This window comes from Streptomyces sp. NPDC045678 (assembly GCF_056432085.1).
This window is the reverse complement of the sequence record NZ_JBWKJS010000001.1, coordinates 185,350-202,028: the sequence shown is the minus strand read 5'-3', so window position 1 is coordinate 202,028 and position 16,679 is coordinate 185,350. Positions and strand designations below refer to the sequence as shown.

Annotated in this window: 17 protein-coding genes, 1 tRNA gene and 1 riboswitch; of the genes, 9 read left to right on the top strand and 9 right to left on the bottom strand. The window is 69.5% G+C overall.

Annotation, left to right across the window (positions count from 1 at the left end; genetic code table 11):
* Window positions 1–2: 2 nt before the first annotated feature.
* A complete protein-coding gene (locus AC07DO_RS00845) occupies window positions 3–824 on the bottom strand; it encodes an ABC transporter permease (protein WP_479056115.1) in 822 nt (273 codons plus the stop codon).
* 207 nt (window positions 825–1,031) lie between these two features.
* Between AC07DO_RS00845 and AC07DO_RS00840 the strand changes: the two genes are divergently transcribed.
* Window positions 1,032–3,545 carry a transglycosylase domain-containing protein gene (locus AC07DO_RS00840; protein ID WP_479056114.1) on the top strand — a complete coding sequence of 838 codons (2,514 nt, stop codon included), beginning with the start codon at window positions 1,032–1,034 and terminating at the stop codon, window positions 3,543–3,545.
* 30 nt (window positions 3,546–3,575) lie between these two features.
* On the opposite strand, the gene AC07DO_RS00835 is transcribed toward AC07DO_RS00840, so the two are convergent.
* The gene (locus AC07DO_RS00835; RefSeq protein WP_479056113.1) at window positions 3,576–5,009 is read right to left on the bottom strand and encodes a helix-turn-helix domain-containing protein; all 1,434 of its coding nucleotides are present in this window, start codon (window positions 5,007–5,009) and stop codon (window positions 3,576–3,578) included.
* Window positions 5,010–5,243: 234 nt separating this feature from the next.
* On the opposite strand from AC07DO_RS00835, the gene AC07DO_RS00830 reads away from it, so the two are divergent.
* On the top strand, window positions 5,244–5,867 hold the full coding sequence (locus tag AC07DO_RS00830) for a hypothetical protein (RefSeq protein WP_479056112.1): 624 nt from the start codon (window positions 5,244–5,246) through the stop codon (window positions 5,865–5,867).
* A gap of 93 nt (window positions 5,868–5,960) precedes the next feature.
* On the opposite strand, the gene AC07DO_RS00825 is transcribed toward AC07DO_RS00830, so the two are convergent.
* The 3 genes from AC07DO_RS00825 to AC07DO_RS00815 form a co-directional block, all read right to left on the bottom strand.
* Window positions 5,961–6,281 (bottom strand): DMT family transporter, encoded by a 321-nt coding sequence (locus AC07DO_RS00825; protein WP_150168366.1) that lies wholly within the window; start codon window positions 6,279–6,281, stop codon window positions 5,961–5,963.
* Between the two features lie 57 nt (window positions 6,282–6,338).
* Window positions 6,339–6,400, bottom strand: a riboswitch (guanidine-III (ykkC-III) riboswitch).
* 81 nt (window positions 6,401–6,481) lie between these two features.
* Window positions 6,482–6,784, bottom strand: a complete 303-nt coding sequence (locus AC07DO_RS00820) for a GroES family chaperonin (RefSeq protein WP_055568690.1) — start codon at window positions 6,782–6,784, stop codon at window positions 6,482–6,484.
* Between the two features lie 155 nt (window positions 6,785–6,939).
* Window positions 6,940–7,260 (bottom strand): DUF3618 domain-containing protein, encoded by a 321-nt coding sequence (locus AC07DO_RS00815; protein WP_385940997.1) that lies wholly within the window; start codon window positions 7,258–7,260, stop codon window positions 6,940–6,942.
* Between the two features lie 184 nt (window positions 7,261–7,444).
* On the opposite strand from AC07DO_RS00815, the gene bcp reads away from it, so the two are divergent.
* The 5 genes from bcp to AC07DO_RS00790 all read left to right on the top strand — a co-directional run bounded on the left by bcp (window position 7,445) and on the right by AC07DO_RS00790 (window position 11,285).
* Complete coding sequence (bcp, locus tag AC07DO_RS00810; RefSeq protein WP_479056111.1) at window positions 7,445–7,912, top strand: thioredoxin-dependent thiol peroxidase; 468 nt, start codon at window positions 7,445–7,447, stop codon at window positions 7,910–7,912.
* A gap of 177 nt (window positions 7,913–8,089) precedes the next feature.
* Window positions 8,090–9,592 carry a glycine betaine/L-proline transporter ProP gene (proP, locus tag AC07DO_RS00805; protein ID WP_479056109.1) on the top strand — a complete coding sequence of 501 codons (1,503 nt, stop codon included), beginning with the start codon at window positions 8,090–8,092 and terminating at the stop codon, window positions 9,590–9,592.
* A 146-nt stretch (window positions 9,593–9,738) separates the two neighbouring features.
* Entirely contained in the window at window positions 9,739–10,359 is a 621-nt protein-coding gene (locus tag AC07DO_RS00800) for an HNH endonuclease (protein WP_479056108.1), read from the top strand.
* Window positions 10,356–11,198, top strand: a complete 843-nt coding sequence (locus tag AC07DO_RS00795) for an HNH endonuclease signature motif containing protein (RefSeq protein ID WP_479056107.1) — start codon at window positions 10,356–10,358, stop codon at window positions 11,196–11,198. Before AC07DO_RS00800 ends, AC07DO_RS00795 begins: the two co-directional genes overlap by 4 nt.
* An 11-nt stretch (window positions 11,199–11,209) precedes the next feature.
* Window positions 11,210–11,285: transfer RNA gene (locus AC07DO_RS00790), tRNA-Leu, on the top strand.
* 53 nt (window positions 11,286–11,338) lie between these two features.
* Here AC07DO_RS00790 and rdgB read toward each other — a convergent pair.
* The 4 genes from rdgB to AC07DO_RS00770 all read right to left on the bottom strand — a co-directional run bounded on the left by rdgB (window position 11,339) and on the right by AC07DO_RS00770 (window position 13,616).
* The gene (gene rdgB, locus AC07DO_RS00785) at window positions 11,339–11,941 is read right to left on the bottom strand and encodes an RdgB/HAM1 family non-canonical purine NTP pyrophosphatase (protein WP_479056106.1); all 603 of its coding nucleotides are present in this window, start codon (window positions 11,939–11,941) and stop codon (window positions 11,339–11,341) included.
* Between the two features lie 30 nt (window positions 11,942–11,971).
* On the bottom strand, window positions 11,972–12,367 hold the full coding sequence (locus tag AC07DO_RS00780; protein WP_479056104.1) for a hypothetical protein: 396 nt from the start codon (window positions 12,365–12,367) through the stop codon (window positions 11,972–11,974).
* A gap of 133 nt (window positions 12,368–12,500) precedes the next feature.
* The gene (rph, locus tag AC07DO_RS00775) at window positions 12,501–13,232 is read right to left on the bottom strand and encodes a ribonuclease PH (protein WP_479056103.1); all 732 of its coding nucleotides are present in this window, start codon (window positions 13,230–13,232) and stop codon (window positions 12,501–12,503) included.
* 84 nt (window positions 13,233–13,316) lie between these two features.
* Complete coding sequence (locus AC07DO_RS00770) at window positions 13,317–13,616, bottom strand: PTS sugar transporter subunit IIB (RefSeq protein WP_479056102.1); 300 nt, start codon at window positions 13,614–13,616, stop codon at window positions 13,317–13,319.
* Between the two features lie 144 nt (window positions 13,617–13,760).
* Here AC07DO_RS00770 and AC07DO_RS00765 point away from each other — a divergent pair, with 144 nt between their 5' ends.
* Both AC07DO_RS00765 and AC07DO_RS00760 read left to right on the top strand, forming a co-directional pair.
* On the top strand, window positions 13,761–15,074 hold the full coding sequence (locus AC07DO_RS00765) for a PTS transporter subunit EIIC (protein WP_479056101.1): 1,314 nt from the start codon (window positions 13,761–13,763) through the stop codon (window positions 15,072–15,074).
* Between the two features lie 313 nt (window positions 15,075–15,387).
* The gene (locus AC07DO_RS00760; protein WP_471423331.1) at window positions 15,388–16,611 is read left to right on the top strand and encodes a PTS transporter subunit EIIC; all 1,224 of its coding nucleotides are present in this window, start codon (window positions 15,388–15,390) and stop codon (window positions 16,609–16,611) included.
* The last annotated feature ends 68 nt before the right edge of the window (window positions 16,612–16,679 follow it).

Genomic DNA, 16,679 nt, shown 5'->3' with positions numbered 1-16,679 from the left:
CGTCAGCCACCCTGCACCACCACCCGCCGCGTCGCCACGGCCTGCAACAGCCGCCCGAGGGTCAGCAGCGCCGCCGCCCAGCCGAGCTGGAACGCGTACGTCCGCAACAGCGCCGTCCCGGAGCGTTCGCCGAGGAACACGTCGGCGGGCATCTGGAGCAGCGCCGACCACGGCAGGGCGCGGGCGAACTCGCCGAGGGCCCCGGGGAAGACGTTCAGCGGCAGCAGCATCCCGGAGAAGAACGTGCCCGCGAGCATCGCCACCTGCGTGACGCCCGCGCCGTCCATCAGCCAGAAGGCGGAGAGCGCCACCAGGAACCGGATCGCGAAGCTGACGGTCACGCCGAGCACGGCGGCCACCAGGAACGCCAGCCAGCCCAGCGCGTCCGCAGGCAGGGTCAGGTCGAAGACGAGCGCTCCGAAGACCAGGGGGACGATGCCGCGTCCGAGGAGCTGGAAGGCCGCCCGGCCCACGTCGGCCGCCAGCCACCAGAGCTGAAGATCGGCGGGCCGGTACAGGTCGACGGCGATGTCGCCGGTGCGGATCCGCTCGATCAGCTCGCCCTCGAAGCCGCCGCCCATCAGCGCCATCACCGTCAACAACGCCTGACCGAGCCATACATAGGTGAGGGCCTGCGACTGGTCGTAGCCGCCGAGACCGGGCCGTTCGTCCCAGAGCGCCAGGTAGGTGTAGGCGAGAATGAGACCGAAGACAGTGTTCGTGAAGACCCCTGCCGCGGTCGCCATCCGATACGTGGCGTACCTGCGGAAGCTGCCCTCGGTGACGGCCGCGTACAAACGGAACCGTCCTGCGCGCACGAGCATCCCTTTCACCGTGGGCTTCGTCCCGAATGGGCCAAAGCGCTGGAGCCTAGTGCGATAGGGGGCGCCCGTGCCAGGCATTTTCGGGGCGTGGCGCGTCCCTGGTCACGAACGCCTGTGGCAACGGTGTCCAATGGGGTGGCAACGGGGTTGCAGTGAGGTTTACGAGGCGTACGGGATGTACGACGCTAACCGGGAGTTCCGCAAGACATGAGCGACGAGCCGCAGCAGCAGGGCAAGCAGGGGCCTGTCCGGCGCCCGCGCTGGGCATCGAGGGAGCCGCAGGACACGCCCGCTGACACCGCGGAGACGGCGGCGACGGCGGAGACCCCCCAGGCGGCCGAAGGGGCTGCCGCCGGGGCGTCCGCCGACGGGAAGAAGAGCAAGAAGCCCAAGCGGCCCAAGCGCAAGGGCTGGCGGCGGATCTTCCCCACCTGGCGCATGGTCCTCGGCGGCTTCATCCTGATCATCCTGCTGTGCGTCGGCGGCTTCATGGCCGGCTACATGCTGGTCGACATCCCGCCCGCGAACTCCGCGGCCACCAAGCAGAGCAACGTCTACCTCTACGCCGACGGCACCCAGATCGCCCGCGACGGCGAGGTCAACCGCGAGAAGGTGCCCCTCAAGGAGGTCCCGCTCCACGTCCAGCGCGCCGTGCTCGCCGCCGAGGACCGCGACTTCTACGGCGAGTCCGCGGTCGACCCCAAGGCCATGATCCGCGCGGCCTGGAACACCGTCACCGGCAAGGGCAAGCAGTCCGGCTCCACCATCACCCAGCAGTACGTGAAGAACTACTACCTGGGGCAGGAGCAGACGGTCACCCGCAAGGTGAAGGAGTTCTTCATCTCGATCAAGCTGGACCGCGAGGTGAGCAAGGACGACATCCTCGAGGGGTACCTGAACACCAGCTACTTCGGCCGCAACGCGTACGGCGTGCAGGCGGCCGCCCAGGCGTACTACGGGAAGAACGTCAAGGACCTCTCCGTCGCCCAGGGCGCCTACCTCGCCACGCTCCTCAACTCCCCCAACGCCTACGACGTCGCCACGCACCCCGAGAACAAGCCGCGCGCGGCGGGCCGCTGGAACTACGTCCTGGACGGCATGGTCACCGAGGGCTGGCTCGGCAAGTCCGACCGGGCGAAGGCGAAGTTCCCGATGCCCGACGAGGCCAAGGGCGCGGCGGGCCTGTCCGGGCAGCGCGGCTACGTCGTCAAGGCCGTCGAGGACTATCTGACGGCCAACAAGATCATCGACGAGGAGACCCTCGCCAAGGGCGGCTACCGCATCACCACGACCCTCCAGAAGGACCGCATGGACGCCTTCAAGGAGGCCGTCGACAAGCAGGTGATGTCGAAGGTCGACAAGGACGCCCGCAAGGTCGACCGCAACGTCCGCGCGGGCGGCGCCTCCATCGACCCGGCGACCGGCAAGGTCGTCGCGATGTACGGGGGCATCGACTACACCAAGCAGTACGTCAACAACGCGACACGGCGCGACTACCAGGTCGGCTCCACGTTCAAGCCGTTCGTCTTCACCTCGGCCGTGGAGAACGGCTCGGTCACCCAGGACGGCCGCCCCATCACGCCGAACGCGGTGTACGACGGCACCAACAAGCGGCCGGTCCAGGGCTGGAGCGGCGGAACGTACGCCCCGGAGAACGAGGACCACATCGACTACGGCGACATCACCGTCCGCACCGCCACCGACAAGTCCGTGAACTCGGTGTACGCGCAGATGGCCGTCGACGTCGGCTCCGACAAGGTCAAGGACACCGCCGTCGCCCTCGGCGTCCCCGAGAACACCCCCGACCTGACCGCGTCCCCGTCCATCGCGCTCGGCCCCTCCACCGCGAGCGTCCTCGACATGACCGAGGCGTACGCGACGCTCGCCAACCACGGCAAGCACGGCACGTACACCCTCGTCGAGAAGATCAGCAAGGACGGCAGCGAGATCGAGCTGCCGGAGCCGAAGACCTCGCAGGCCGTGACCCGCGAGGCCGCCGACACCACCACGTCGGTCCTGCAGAGCGTCGTCCAGGGCGGCACCGGCACGGCGGCGCAGGGCGCGGGCCGCCCGGCCGCGGGCAAGACCGGCACGGCCGAGAACGACACCGCGGCCTGGTTCGCCGGCTACACCCCCGAGCTCGCGACGGTCGTCGCCGTCATGGGCCAGGACCCGGAGACCGGCGCCCACACCCCGCTGTACGGCGCGCTCGGCGAGACCCGCATCAACGGCGGCGCCTACCCCGCGCGCGTCTGGGCCCAGTTCACGAAGGCGGCCCTGGAGGGCAAGCCGGTCAAGGACTTCGACCTGGAGCTCGAACAGGGCGCCGACCTGCCCGAGGTCCCGGACCCGACGACGGGCGGCACCGACGAGCCCGGCACCGACGGCGGGACGGACGGCGGCCCCGACACCGGCGGCACGACCGACGGCGGCACCACCGGTGACCAGGACACCGGCGGCACCACCACCGGCGGCCAGGACCCCGGGGGCCAGACGGGTGGCCAGACGGGCGGCCAGAACGGCGGTCAGACCGGCGGCCAGACGGGCGGGCAGGAGACCGGCGGCCAGAACACCGGAGGACCCACCGACGGCGGCGCCAACGGCGGACCCACCGACGGTGGCGCCCAGGGCGGGCCGACGGGCGGCACCGACCCGGCGGGCGGGGCGACCGACGGCGGGACGGACGACGGAGGGGCGATCGGCGGCCTCACGGACGGTTGACGCCCACCCGAACGCTTCGGCGCCCCGTCCTCAGCCGTAGGTCCCCCACCGGCGCCCGATGGTGTCGTACCCGTACCGGGGCAGGCCCTTGATGGCGCTGGTGCGGAACGGGCGGCCGTCGTCGTCGATGCGCACGCTCCCCCAGTCCAGCTCCAGGTACCAGCGGCAGTCGCACGAACTGGTCCCTGCGTTGACCAGCAGCACCTCGGGGTCCTTCGCCGAGACGCGGTAGGGCATGCGCACGGCCGGGATCGGCGTGCCCGTGTCGTTCCCGGGGACCGCGCGGGCGATGGGGCGGTCCTTGTCCAGGTCCACGGCGAAGGACCGGGGAGTGACCGCGCCGCCACAGCCCAGGTGCATGGCGTACGCGGTGCCCTTCACCGGCGCCGTACGGCCGACCACGCGCACGCGCAGCGCCTCCAGCAGGACGGCCGTGTCGCTGCGCCCCTGCACCGACAGCTGCACGAGCGTCTCGCCGCCGTGCACCGCCTTCTGCGTCGCCGCCCAGGGCGCCGCGTCCTGCGGGGCGGGCGGAGGCGGGACCTGGCTCGGCGGCTTCGCGATGACGTAGTCGTGACCACAGCCGAGCTTCCAGGCATGGGAGTTGGCGGTCCAGGTGAGCGGCAACCCTGCGGGGTCTTCGCCGCGGGGCGTGGCGGACGTCGCGCCGGACGGGCGAGAGGGATTCGGCTTCTTCGCCGGTGACTTCTTCGCCGGTGACTTCTCCTCCGCCGACTTCTTCTTCGGGGTGGCGGAGTCGGTGGGCGACTCGGAGGAGGGGGTGCCGCTCGGGCCGGGCGAGGCGCCCCGCCTCTCCGGCGCCCCGGCGACCCGGTCAGGACCGTCGACGGACGCCCGCTGCGCGTCCGGCAGCAGCGCATAGGCGCCGAGCGTCGCGAGCACGGCGCAGGCGGAGGCCAGCCCGACGACGAGACGTCTGCGGCGGTACCAGGGAGAGGGCGGGGGCGGGGGCACGTTGTCCACGGCCTCCGGAGCCGTGGTGTCCGGGTCGTCCACGGCTTCCGCCGCCGTGGCGGCGGGCGCGCTCTCAGGCCCGCGGCCCGGTGCGGGCTTGTCACGCAGTTCCCCGCGCCCCTGGGCAGTCCTGCCTGCCGCCGCCTCGCCCGCTTCCGCCGCGGTGTCCCCCTGGGCAGTCCCCGCTGCCGCCTCGCTCGCCTCCGTCGCACGAGGCCGGCGGCGGGCCGCCACCGCCAGAAGCCAGCGGCGGTGCAGTTCAAGGCGCTGCTCCGAGGTCGCACCGCACAGCGCCGCGAAGCGCTCCACGGGGGCGAAACCGAGCGGCACCGCGTCACCCGCGCAGTAGCGGTGCAGCGTCGATGTGTTCATGCCCAGACGGCGGGCCAGCGAGCCATAGCTCCGGTCCGTGCGCTCCTTCAGCCCCCGCAGCAGCGCCGCGAACTCCGCCACCTCATCGATGCCGTCGCCGTCGCCCTGTGCCGACACGGGCCCCCCGTCCTCGTACGCCCCCACGCGGCCCGGGACGGTATCCCAGGCACCCGTGTACCTGCACGTCAGAAGGGCTGGGATGGTTCCACCCCGCTCGACGGGCCGTCGGTCGTTGCGCCGGGCCGCCGTGACAGCTGATGCTCTTGGTGCCGCACCGACCGGGCCCGGGCCGACCAGCCGGCCCCGCCGCGGCACCCACATCCACGCACTCCTCCACGGGGGGTAACACCCATGTCCCTGCGCATCCGAACAAGCGCTTGCACCGCACTCGCCCTCGCCGCCCTCGCGGCGGGCACGGTCCTCACCGCACCGGCCGCCGGCGCCGCGCCGAAGGCCGCCGCGCCCACGTTCCTCTCCGCGTCCCAGCTGCCGCCGCACCCGACGTCTTCCTGGACCGCGGGCCCGGTCACCGAGGGCTTCCCGGAGGCGCTCGGCTCCTGCGTGAGCACGGAGGGCGTGCTCGACTACGACTACCGGCACCGGGAGTTCCGGACCGACCTGGAGACCAACGCCGTGCAGCTGACCGTCGTGACAGGCACGGCCGCCCAGGCCAAGGCACTGGCGAAGCACTACGACGACCTGGTCCGCACCTGCGCCGACCGCATCGAGAAGTCCTCGCCCGACATCGAGGCCGAGGGCCGGGACTACGGCAAGCTGCCCGTCGAGGAGGGCGCCCGCGTCCGCGGTCTGCACACCGAGACGTCCTGGGGCGCCACCGACATCGCTCTGCTGTCGGTCGGGCGGGACGGCAGGACCGTCACCGTCGTGCAGTGGGGGCAGATGGGCGACTTCGGGGACGCGCCCGTGGCCGCCTTCAAGAAGACCACGACCACGGCCGTCAACAAGCTGTACTGACCGGGGCGGCCGCCACAAAAGACAGGGGCCGTCCTCCCGCCACGGGGGTCGGAAGGACGGCCCCGTACCCGCCGGCCCCGATACGTCCCAGTCCTAGTGGCCGGAGGTCGCCTTCAGGCCGACCACGGCCACCAGCAGCAGACAGACGAAGAAGATCCGGGCCGCGGTGACCGGCTCACCCAGAATCACCATGCCGAGCACCGCCGCACCGGCCGCGCCGATACCGACCCACACTCCGTAGGCCGTACCGATCGGCAGCGTCTTCGCGGCCTGCGACAGCAGCATCATGCTGGCGACGATGCCCACACCCGTGAACACGCTGGGCCACAGGCGCGTGAAACCGTCCGTGTACTTCATCCCGATCGACCAGCCCACTTCGAGCAGTCCGGCGACGATCAGCAGAACCCAGGCCATGACGGCACCTCCGACGAGTAGAAACGCGACGCGATCGCGTGACGCGTCACCTGATGGGGTGCGTCGTCTTTGCGGAAACCCGGTACGGCGCGTCTCGTCGGGGTCCTTCCAAGGTAGCAAAACGCATGCGTAAGGGGCTGGTGACCATGGTCACCAGCCCCTTACGCACAGATCCTCGCAAACTTTGAACGGACGGACGGCTACAGGTACAGCCCCGTCGAGTCCTCCGACCCCTCGAACCGGTCGGCCGCCACGGCGTGCAGATCGCGCTCCCGCATCAGTACGTAGGCCACGCCCCGCACCTCGACCTCGGCACGGTCCTCCGGGTCGTACAAAACCCGGTCGCCCGGCTCGACCGTCCGGACGTTCTGCCCGACCGCGACCACCTCGGCCCAGGCGAGCCGCTTGCCCACGGCAGCGGTCGCGGGGATCAGGATGCCGCCGCCGGAGCGCCGCTCACCCTCGCTGGTGTCCTGCCGCACGAGCACGCGGTCGTGCAGCATGCGAATGGGCAGCTTGTCGTCGTGGGGTGTCCTGGGGGTCTTCTCGCTCACGCCCCAGAACCTACCTGCACCGGCCGCCGCCGTGGGCTCCCGGGTCGGCACTCACGCCTTCGGCGCCGATGTCCGCGCCGCTCAGGCACCGATGTCCGCGCCGCTCAGGCGCCGCGGCGCCGAGAACTCACCACCAGAAGCCCCACGAGGCCCACGGCCACCAGGGCGACCGGCACGATGCGCTCGATGCGCGGCGAACCGTCCTCCGTGACGAGCTGTCCGCGCACGTCCGAGACGAAGCGATTCGCCCCTACGTACGCCCGGCCCAGCGAGTTGTCCACGCCCGCGACGACCTTCGCCTTGGCGTCGCCGACGATCGTCTTCGGGTGGACGCGCACCCCGATCTCGTCGAGGGTCTCGGCGAGCTGGTCGCGCCGGCGCTTGATGTCCGCCTCGATCTGCGCAGGGGTCCTGGCATCCGACACCGCGCTGCCTCCGTGGTCGTAGCTGGAATGTGGAACGTGGAACGTGTGGAGCGTGTCATGACATGGAGCTGTACCGCTGTACCCCACAGTCTGTCAGCTTCGCGCGCGCCGCACCCCGCGGCACCCCTATTACGCTCGTCTCCGTCACCACACTCTTTGCGAAGCACCCCCTGAGGAGACGCCCATGAGCGAGCGACTGCAGCCCGGCGACACCGCCCCCGCGTTCACCCTGCCCGACGCCGACGGCAAGGACGTCTCGCTGGCCGACCACAAGGGCCGCAAGGTCATCGTGTACTTCTACCCCGCCGCCCTCACCCCCGGCTGCACCAAGCAGGCCTGCGACTTCACGGACAACCTCGACGGGCTGGCCGCCGCCGGGTACGACGTCATCGGCGTCTCCCCCGACAAGCCGGAGAAGCTGGCGAAGTTCCGCGAGCAGGAGAACCTCAAGGTCACGCTGGTCGGCGACCCCTCCAAGGAGACCCTGGCGGCGTACGGCGCCTTCGGCGAGAAGAAGCTGTACGGCAAGACGGTGACGGGCGTGATCCGCTCGACCGTGGTGGTCGACGAGCAGGGCAAGGTCGAGCACGCGTTCTACAACGTGAAGGCGACGGGACACGTGGCGAAGATCATCAGGGACCTGGGCGTCTGATCGGGGTGTCGGGCCGGGGTGTCCGACCTGGGCACCGGGCCGGACACCGGGCCGGGCCCACGTGTTCCCTTCTCGATGTGATGTAAGCCCCCCTCACGGGGGGCTTTCGTTTGCATCGGCCATCTTCGAGCAAGTGATGTCACGGGGACTTGTACGAAGAACGAAAGGAACCACTCCATGGCGGCCCAAGAAGAGCTCGAGGCGGAGGCCGACCCGGAGGCGATGAAGCGCCACCGCACCCTGTTCCGGGCGGTGAAGCGGCGCAAGAACCCGCCCCTGCGCCGTACCGACATCACGGTCACGGACGAGGCAGCCGTCAAACGGGCCGTCAAAGCGGCCTCGCTCGGCAACGCCATGGAATGGTTCGACTTCGGCATCTACAGCTACCTGGCCGTCACCATCGGCCACGTGTTCTTCCCTTCCGGGAACGACACGGCACAGCTGATCTCTTCCTTCGCCACCTTCGCGGTCTCCTTCCTCGTGCGCCCCATCGGCGGCATGGTGTTCGGCCCGATGGGCGACAAGGTGGGCCGCAAGAAGGTCCTGGCGCTCACCATGATCATGATGGCGATCGGCACGCTCGCGATCGGCCTGATCCCGTCCTACGCGACCATCGGCTTCTGGGCGCCCGTCCTGCTGATCTTCTTCCGCCTCGTCCAGGGCTTCTCGACTGGCGGCGAGTACGGCGGTGCGTCGACGTTCATCGCCGAGTACGCGCCCGACAAGCGCCGCGGGTTCTTCGGCAGCTTCCTGGAGATGGGCACGCTGGCCGGCTACACGGGCGCGGCGGGCCTGGTCCTCATCCTCAACGCGTCCCTCGGCTCGGACGCCATGGAGTCCTGGGGCTGGCGCGTCCCGTTCCTCGTCGCGGGCCCGCTGGGCCTGGTCGGCCTCTACCTGCGGCTGAAGCTGGACGAGACGCCCGCGTTCCAGAAGATGGAGGACGCGTCCTTCCACTCGGCGTCCGAGGGCGCGTCCACGGTGGAGACCACCGCCAAGGGCGACCTGGCGAAGATCTTCCGTGACTACTGGCCGACGCTGATCCTCTGCATCGCCCTGGTCGGCGCGTACAACATCACCGACTACATGCTCCTCTCGTACATGCCGACGTACCTCTCGGACGAGCTCGGCTACGACGACTCGCACGGCCTCCTGATCCTCATCGGCACGATGGTCGTCCTGATGCTGATCATCAACCAGGTCGGCAAGCTCTCCGACCGCTTCGGCCGCAAGCCGCTCCTGATGACGGGCATGCTGAGCTTCCTGGTCCTCTCGGTCCCGGCGTTCCTCCTCATCAAGCAGGGCAGCCTGGTGGCGGTCTCCGCGGGCATGCTCCTGCTCGGCCTCTCCCTGGTCTGCCTCCTCGGCACGATGTCGGCGACCCTGCCCGCCCTCTTCCCCACCTCGGTCCGCTACGGCTCCCTGTCCGTCGGCTACAACCTCTCCGCCTCCCTCTTCGGCGGCACGGCTCCCCTGGTCATCACGTCCCTGATCAGCGTCACGGGCACGGACATGATCCCGGCGTACTACTCGATGGCGGCGGCGCTGGTGGGTGTGATCGCGGTGGCGTGCATGAAGGAAACGGCCCAGAAGCCGCTGTCGGGGTCGCCCCCGTCGGTGGGAACGAAGGAGGAAGCAGCAGAAATGGTCGAGGCCCAGGCCACACCCCCCAAGTTCTGACCGCCCCCCCTCCCCTGCCACAACGGCCCGCCCCGCTTGCACCCACAAGTGAGGCGGGTCGTTCCGCATATCGGGCGTAACAGTCCGATTTTCGGTTCGTTAGGCCGTACGAGGCTGCGAACGCGTGGCCGGATGGGGAGGACGGCATGACGGTTCGGTACACCCGCGAACTGCTGGAGGAGGCAGCGCGGGAGACGGCTACGTGGGATGAGGCGGTGCGGTGGTGCGGCGGGGAACCCACCACCGGAAGCAGGCACTACCTGCGCCGGAAGATGACCGAGGAGGGCATCGACACCTCGCACTTCCCGCAGCAGTGGGTCCGCCACACCGAGGAGAGGCTCCGGGAGGCCGTGGCGCAGTCCACCTCCATGAAGGAAGTGGTGTGCCGCCTGGGGATCAGCAACGTCGGCGGCAACCACGCGCACATCAGCCGCCGGGTCACCCGTCTCGGAATCGACACCTCGCACTTCACGACTCGTCGGGGCAGACCGAAAGGCGCCTTGGGCCCCGTGCTGGCGCTGAGATCTCCGGACGACGGACGCATCCCCGGCACACGTCTCCGCCGGGCATTGCTGGGTACCGGCGTAGCCGAGGAATGCGCCGAGTGCGGGGTCGGTACGGAATGGAACGACCTGCCGCTCCGGCTGGAGGTCGACCACGTCAACGGTGACTGGTGGGACAACCGCCCGGCCAACCTTCGCCTCCTCTGCCCCAACTGCCATGCGGTGACGGACACTTACCGAGGCCGGCGTCGGAGGATCACGTGAGCAGGGTCAAGTATCCCTACCGGACGCTGGCCCGCATGGCGCCCTCGTGCACCAGTCTGGTGGACCTGATGCGTCGGCTGGGGGCTCCGATGGGGGCAGGTCCGCGCAGGTACCTGCGGTGGCGCCTACAGCACTACGGAATCGACACCGCGCACTTCCGCGACGAGCCTCTGCCCGAACGGCCTGCTCGCTCCTACTCCAAAGGGATCTTGGCGGACGCCGCTGCGCGCTCCCGCAGCATTCGGGAGATGTTCCTGCACATGGGCATCCCCCCGGAGGACGGCCCGTACGGGCACGTCAAGAAGAAGCTGGAGAAGTTCGGGATCGACACCGGCCACTTCCTCCAGCGCTCCGAGAAGGGCGCTGCCGCGCTCTTTCCTCGCGAGGATCTCGCACGGGCCGTCGCCGAATCTCGTGGGCTGGCCGGTGTCATGCGGGCCCTGGGCTGTTCTCCGGCGGGAGGCGCCGGCCGCACGAAAGCGCTGCGCAGCATCGAGGCCTACGGGCTGTCGACCACCCACTTCGTCGGACAGGGGCACAACGTCGGTCGGCCCGGGGCCAATCGGAGGAGCGCCGAGGAGATCCTAGTCCGGCTCGACCCGCCCGCGGGGCGGACCAGCACCGCACTCCTGCGGCGTGCCCTCGACGAAGTCGGGACGCCTCGTGTGTGCGGGGCGTGCGGGCTGGGCGAGGTCTGGCGGGACAGGCCTCTCGTGCTGGAGATCGACCACATCGACGGCGATCGTCTGGACAACCGCCGGGAGAACCTCAGATACCTGTGTCCTTCCTGCCACAGCCAGACCAGGACCTTCTCGAACCGTCGACGCCCGGCACAGTAGAGTGGCCGGGCGGGTCCGTACCCCAGCTGGCCTAGAGGGCGCCGGTTTAGGTCCGGTGTGTCGTGGGTTCGAGTCCCACCGGGCCCACACACCGAGAAAGGGCACGGCGCCGCGCGCCGTGCCCTTTCTCGTGTTGCGCCTCAGCCCAACAACTCCCGAACCACCGGCACCAGCGCCCGGAACGCCACCCCCCGATGGCTGATCGCGTTCTTCTCCGCCGCTGTCAGTTCCGCGCACGTGCGCGTCTCGCCCTCCGGCTGGAGGATCGGGTCGTAGCCGAAGCCGCCCGTGCCCGCGGGGGTCGTGCGGAGGGTGCCCGGGAGGCGGCCCTCCACGACTCGTTCCGTGCCGTCGGGGAGGGCCAGGGCCGCCGCACAGGCGAAGTGGGCCGCGCGGTGTTCCGGGGCGATGTCGGAGAGCTGCGCCAGGAGCAGGTCCAGGTTGGCCCGGTCGTCGCCGTGGCGGCCTGCCCAGCGGGCGGAGAAGATGCCGGGGGCGCCGTTCAGGACGTCGACGCACAGGCCCGAGTCGTCGGCGACGGCAGGGAGGCCCGTTGCCCGGGCGAGGGCGTGGGCCTTCAGGAGGGCGTTCTCCGCGAAGGTGACGCCCGTTTCCTTGACGTCGGGGATCTCGGGATAGCTGTCCGCGCCGACGAGGTCGTGCGTGAGGCCTGCGTCGGCGAGGATCGCCCTGAGTTCAGTGATCTTGCCGTTGTTGCGGGTGGCGAGGATGAGGCGGGTCATGGAGTCAGTATCGCCGCCCGGCGGTCGCGCCTACGGCGTGCAGACCTTCGTCAGTTCGCCCGCCGCGTCCGTGACGGGGCTGACGTCCGGCGTCGCGTCGCCCTTGTCGACGGAATCGCGGACGTTGTCGACCGCCTTCTCCAGGTCCTCGACCGCCTTGTTCACGTCCGTGTTGTCGGTCTTGTCGCCGATCTTGTCGAGGTTCTTGCCGATGTCGTCGAGCGCCCGGTCCGCCGCGGCGGGGTCGTCGCCCGCGTTCTCGACGGCCTGCTGCAGGTCGGTGACGCTGTCGGCGATCGTGTCGGCGGTCTGGACGCAGTCGAGTGCCTTCGAGACGGCGTCGCAGCCGACGAGGCCGACGCCGGCCGGGATGACGATCAGTGCCGTGGCGACGGCGGTGGCGATGCGACGGTGGCGCGCGGCCATGGTTGGGTCCCCTCCCCAGGGTGCGTACGGACGCGCGGCTTCGTCCGCGCGTCCGTACTGATAACAACGCCCGGCAGGGGGTTGTTGGTTGCCTGCTTGACGACGCGGACCAAGTCCGCGGCCGGCGCAGACCCTAGCGCGTGCCTTCCAGCGCCGCGCGCTGGTACGCGGCGAGCTCTTCGCAGCCGCCGACGGCGAGGTCGAGGAGCGCGTTGAGTTCCTTGCGGTCGAAGGGCTCGGCCTCGGCGGTGCCCTGGACCTCGACGAAGCGGCCGTCGCCGGTGCAGACGACGTTCATGTCGGTGTCGGCCTTCACGTCCTCCTCGTAGCGGAGGTCGAGGAGCGGTACGCCGCCGACGATGCCGACGGAGACGGCGGAGACGGTGTCGGTGAGGGGCTTGCGGCCGGCCTTGATGAGCTTCTTGCCCTGGGCCCAGGCGACGGCGTCGGCGAGTGCGACGTACGCCCCGGTGATGGCGGCGGTGCGGGTTCCGCCGTCGGCCTGGAGGACGTCGCAGTCGAGGACGATCGTGTTCTCGCCGAGGGCCTTGTAGTCGATGACGGCGCGGAGCGAGCGGCCGATGAGGCGGCTGATCTCGTGGGTGCGGCCGCCGATCTTGCCGCGGACGGATTCGCGGTCGCCGCGGGTGTTGGTGGAGCGGGGCAGCATGGAGTATTCGGCGGTGACCCAGCCTTCGCCGCTGCCCTTGCGCCAGCGCGGTACGCCTTCGGTGACGGAGGCGGTGCAGAAGACCTTGGTGTCGCCGAAGGAGATGAGGACGGAGCCTTCGGCGTGCTTGCTCCAGCCGCGTTCGATGGTGATGGGGCGGAGCTGTTCGGGGGTGCGGCCGTCGATTCGAGACATGTGAGGAGCCTAGCCGCAGAGCGGGTGTGCGCGAGGGCCCCGTCCGGTTGTCCGGACGGGGCCCTCGGCGGTGGGTTCAGGAACTCACATCATGTCTTCGATGTCCGCGGCGATGGGGTCCGCGTCGGTGCCGATGACGACCTGGATCGCGGTGCCCATCTTGACGACTCCGTGGGCGCCGGCGGCCTTCAGGGCGGCGTCGTTCACGAGGTCGGGGTCCTTGACCTCGGTGCGCAGACGCGTGATGCAGCCCTCGACCTCTTCGATGTTGTCGATGCCGCCGAGCCCGGCAACGATCTTCTCAGCCTTGGTGGCCATGTGTTTCTCCCTGTGTTTCTCGCGGCCGGGGGACCGCTTTGCCACGGTAACGCACGGTTGGACCATCTTCGCGGGCGGTTACGTCAGTCGTGCCCAATGATGACGATCAAGGTGCCGGTCCCTGCCGGGCGGCGCTCCCACACGTACCGCAACTGGTCTACACCAGTTTTCAACGACCGCCAAACCTGGCTTGTTCCGGGAGGGACGCCGATGAGTTCCACTGCCGCAGCGGCGCCACAGAAGAAGTGGTGGAACGGCCTGTTCCAGGGCCTGCAGAAGATGGGCCGCAGCCTTCAGCTGCCCATCGCGGTCCTGCCCGCCGCCGGCATCCTGAACCGGCTCGGGCAGCCCGACGTCTTCGGCGACGACGGCCTGGGCTGGACGAACGTCGCCAAGGTCTTCGCGGCGGCGGGCGGTTCGCTGCTCGACTCGTCGCTCGGCCTGCCGCTGCTGTTCTGCATCGGTGTCGCGATCGGCATGGCGAAGAAGTCGGACGGCTCCACGGCGCTCGCGGCGGTCACCGGGTTCCTCGTCTACTACGCGGTGCTGCGCGCGTTCCCCGACGACTGCCCGAAGGACACCACGTTCGGCGGCGCGGGCATGTGGAGCGGGGTGTGCGTGGCGGAGGACGGGACGGTGGCGCAGGCCGCGTACCAGAATCCGGGGGTGTTCGGCGGCATCGTGATGGGGTTGCTCGCCGCCTGGTTCTGGCAGCGCTACCACCGTGTGAAGCTGGTCGACTGGCTCGGCTTCTTCAACGGCCGTCGTCTCGTGCCGATCATCATGGCGTTCGTGGGTCTGGTCTTCGCGGGTCTCTGCGTCTGGATCTGGCCGCCCATCGGTGACGCGCTGACGAGCTTCTCCAAGTGGCTGGTGGATCTGGACTGGCTGGGTTCGGGCATCTTCGGTGTCGCCAACCGCGCGCTGCTCACGGTGGGCATGCACCAGTTCCTGAACACGTTCGTCTGGTTCCAGTTCGGTGACTTCACGAAGCCGGACGGCACGGTCGTGCACGGTGACATCAACCGGTTCCTCGCGGGTGACCCGACGGCGGGCCAGTTCACCTCGGGTTTCTTCCCGATCATGATGTTCGCGCTGCCCGCGGCGGCTCTCGCGATCACGCACTGCGCGCGCCCCGAGCGCCGCAAGGTGGTGGGCGGTCTGATGCTCTCGGTGGGTCTGACGTCGTTCGTCACGGGCATCACCGAGCCGCTGGAGTACTCGTTCCTGTTCATCGCGCCGGTGTTGTACGCGATCCACGCGGTGCTGACCGGTGTGTCGATGGCGGTGACGTGGGCGCTGGGCGTGAAGGACGGTTTCAGCTTCTCCGCGGGGCTGATCGACTACGTCATCAACTGGAGTCTGGCGACCAAGCCGTGGTTGATCATTCCGATCGGTCTGTGCTTCGCCGTCGTGTACTACGCGCTATTCCGCTTCGTCATCGTCAAGTTCGATCTGCACACTCCGGGACGTGAACCGGAGGAGGAGGCGGAGGCGGAGGACCGGGAGCAGACGAAGGCGTAATTCGTCGCCCGGGGCGCGCTTCTCGTACCCTCTGTCAGGCCCTCGGACCTCTGGTCCGGGGGTCTTTCGACTGTCATATCCGGATATGGCCGACCCCACAGGAATCGCGGGTTCCTTACGTCACCTTCACCGTGCTACAACAGGTCTACACCACTAATTGGTGTAGACCACGCGGCCTTCTCGCCGCGTCCCCCGGAGACGCCGCCGTCCCCCACTTCCATGTCCCCAGGCGGCGCCTTGCCCACTGGAGGAAGTTGTGTCCACGACCGGCGCCGCCCCCGCGGCCGACAAGAAGAAGAAGGGCGCAGGCGTGATGGCCGTCATGCAGCGCATCGGCCGCAGCCTCATGCTGCCGGTCGCCGTGCTGCCCGCCGCGGCCCTCCTCGTCCGCTTCGGTCAGAACGACATGCTCGGCAAAGAGTCGTTCCCGACCTTCATCAACAAGCTCGCGGAGTACATGGCCGCCGGCGGTGGCGCCCTGCTCGACAACATGGCGCTGCTGTTCTGCGTCGGCATCGCGATCGGCTTCGCCAAGAAGTCGGACGGTTCGACGGCCCTCGCGGCCGTGACCGGCTACCTGGTCTTCCAGAAGGTGCTCGCCACCTTCACGGACAAGAACCTGCCGAAGGTCGCGTCCGTCGTGGACGGCAAGATCGTCATGAACGAGGCGCCGGTCAACGCCGGTGTGCTCGGCGGCGTGGTCATGGGCATCATCGTCGCCCTGCTGTACCAGAAGTTCTACCGGACCAAGCTGCCCGACTGGGCGGGCTTCTTCGGCGGCCGCCGTCTCGTCCCGATCCTGTCGGCCTTCGCGGGCCTGGTCGCGGGCATCGTCTTCGGTCTGATCTGGCCGGTCCTCGGCACCGGCATCCACAACTTCAGTGAGTGGCTCGTCGGTTCGGGCGCCGTCGGCGCCGGTGTCTTCGGTGTCGCCAACCGCGCGCTGATCCCCGTGGGCATGCACCACCTCCTGAACTCCTTCCCCTGGTTCCAGGCGGGCACGTACAACGACGGCGGCGTGGACTACCACGGCGACATCGCGCGCTTCCTGCACCACGACCCGTCCGCGGGCCAGTTCATGACCGGCTTCTTCCCGATCATGATGTTCGCCCTGCCTGCCGCCTGCCTCGCGATCGTGCACTGCGCCCGTCCCGAGCGCCGCAAGGTCGTCGGCGGCATGATGTTCTCGCTCGCGCTCACCGCCTTCGTGACCGGTGTGACCGAGCCGATCGAGTTCACCTTCATGTTCATCGCGCCGGTCCTGTACGCGATCCACGCGGTGCTCACCGGTGTCTCCATGGCGCTGACCTGGGCGCTCGGCATGAAGGACGGCTTCGGCTTCTCGGCCGGCGCGGTCGACTTCCTGCTGAACCTCGGCATCGCGAAGAACCCGTGGGGCCTCGCCCTGGTCGGCCTCTGCTTCGCGGCGGTCTACTACGTGGTCTTCCGCTTCGCGATCACCAAGTTCAACCTGCCGACGCCGGGCCGTGAGTCCGACGAGGAGCTCGCCGAGCTCCTGAAGGCCGAGGGCAAGTAGTCTCCGCCCGCTTCCGAGTGACGTAAGCCCCTCGCCGCAGGTACCAACGGCGAGGGGCTTCGTCGTGT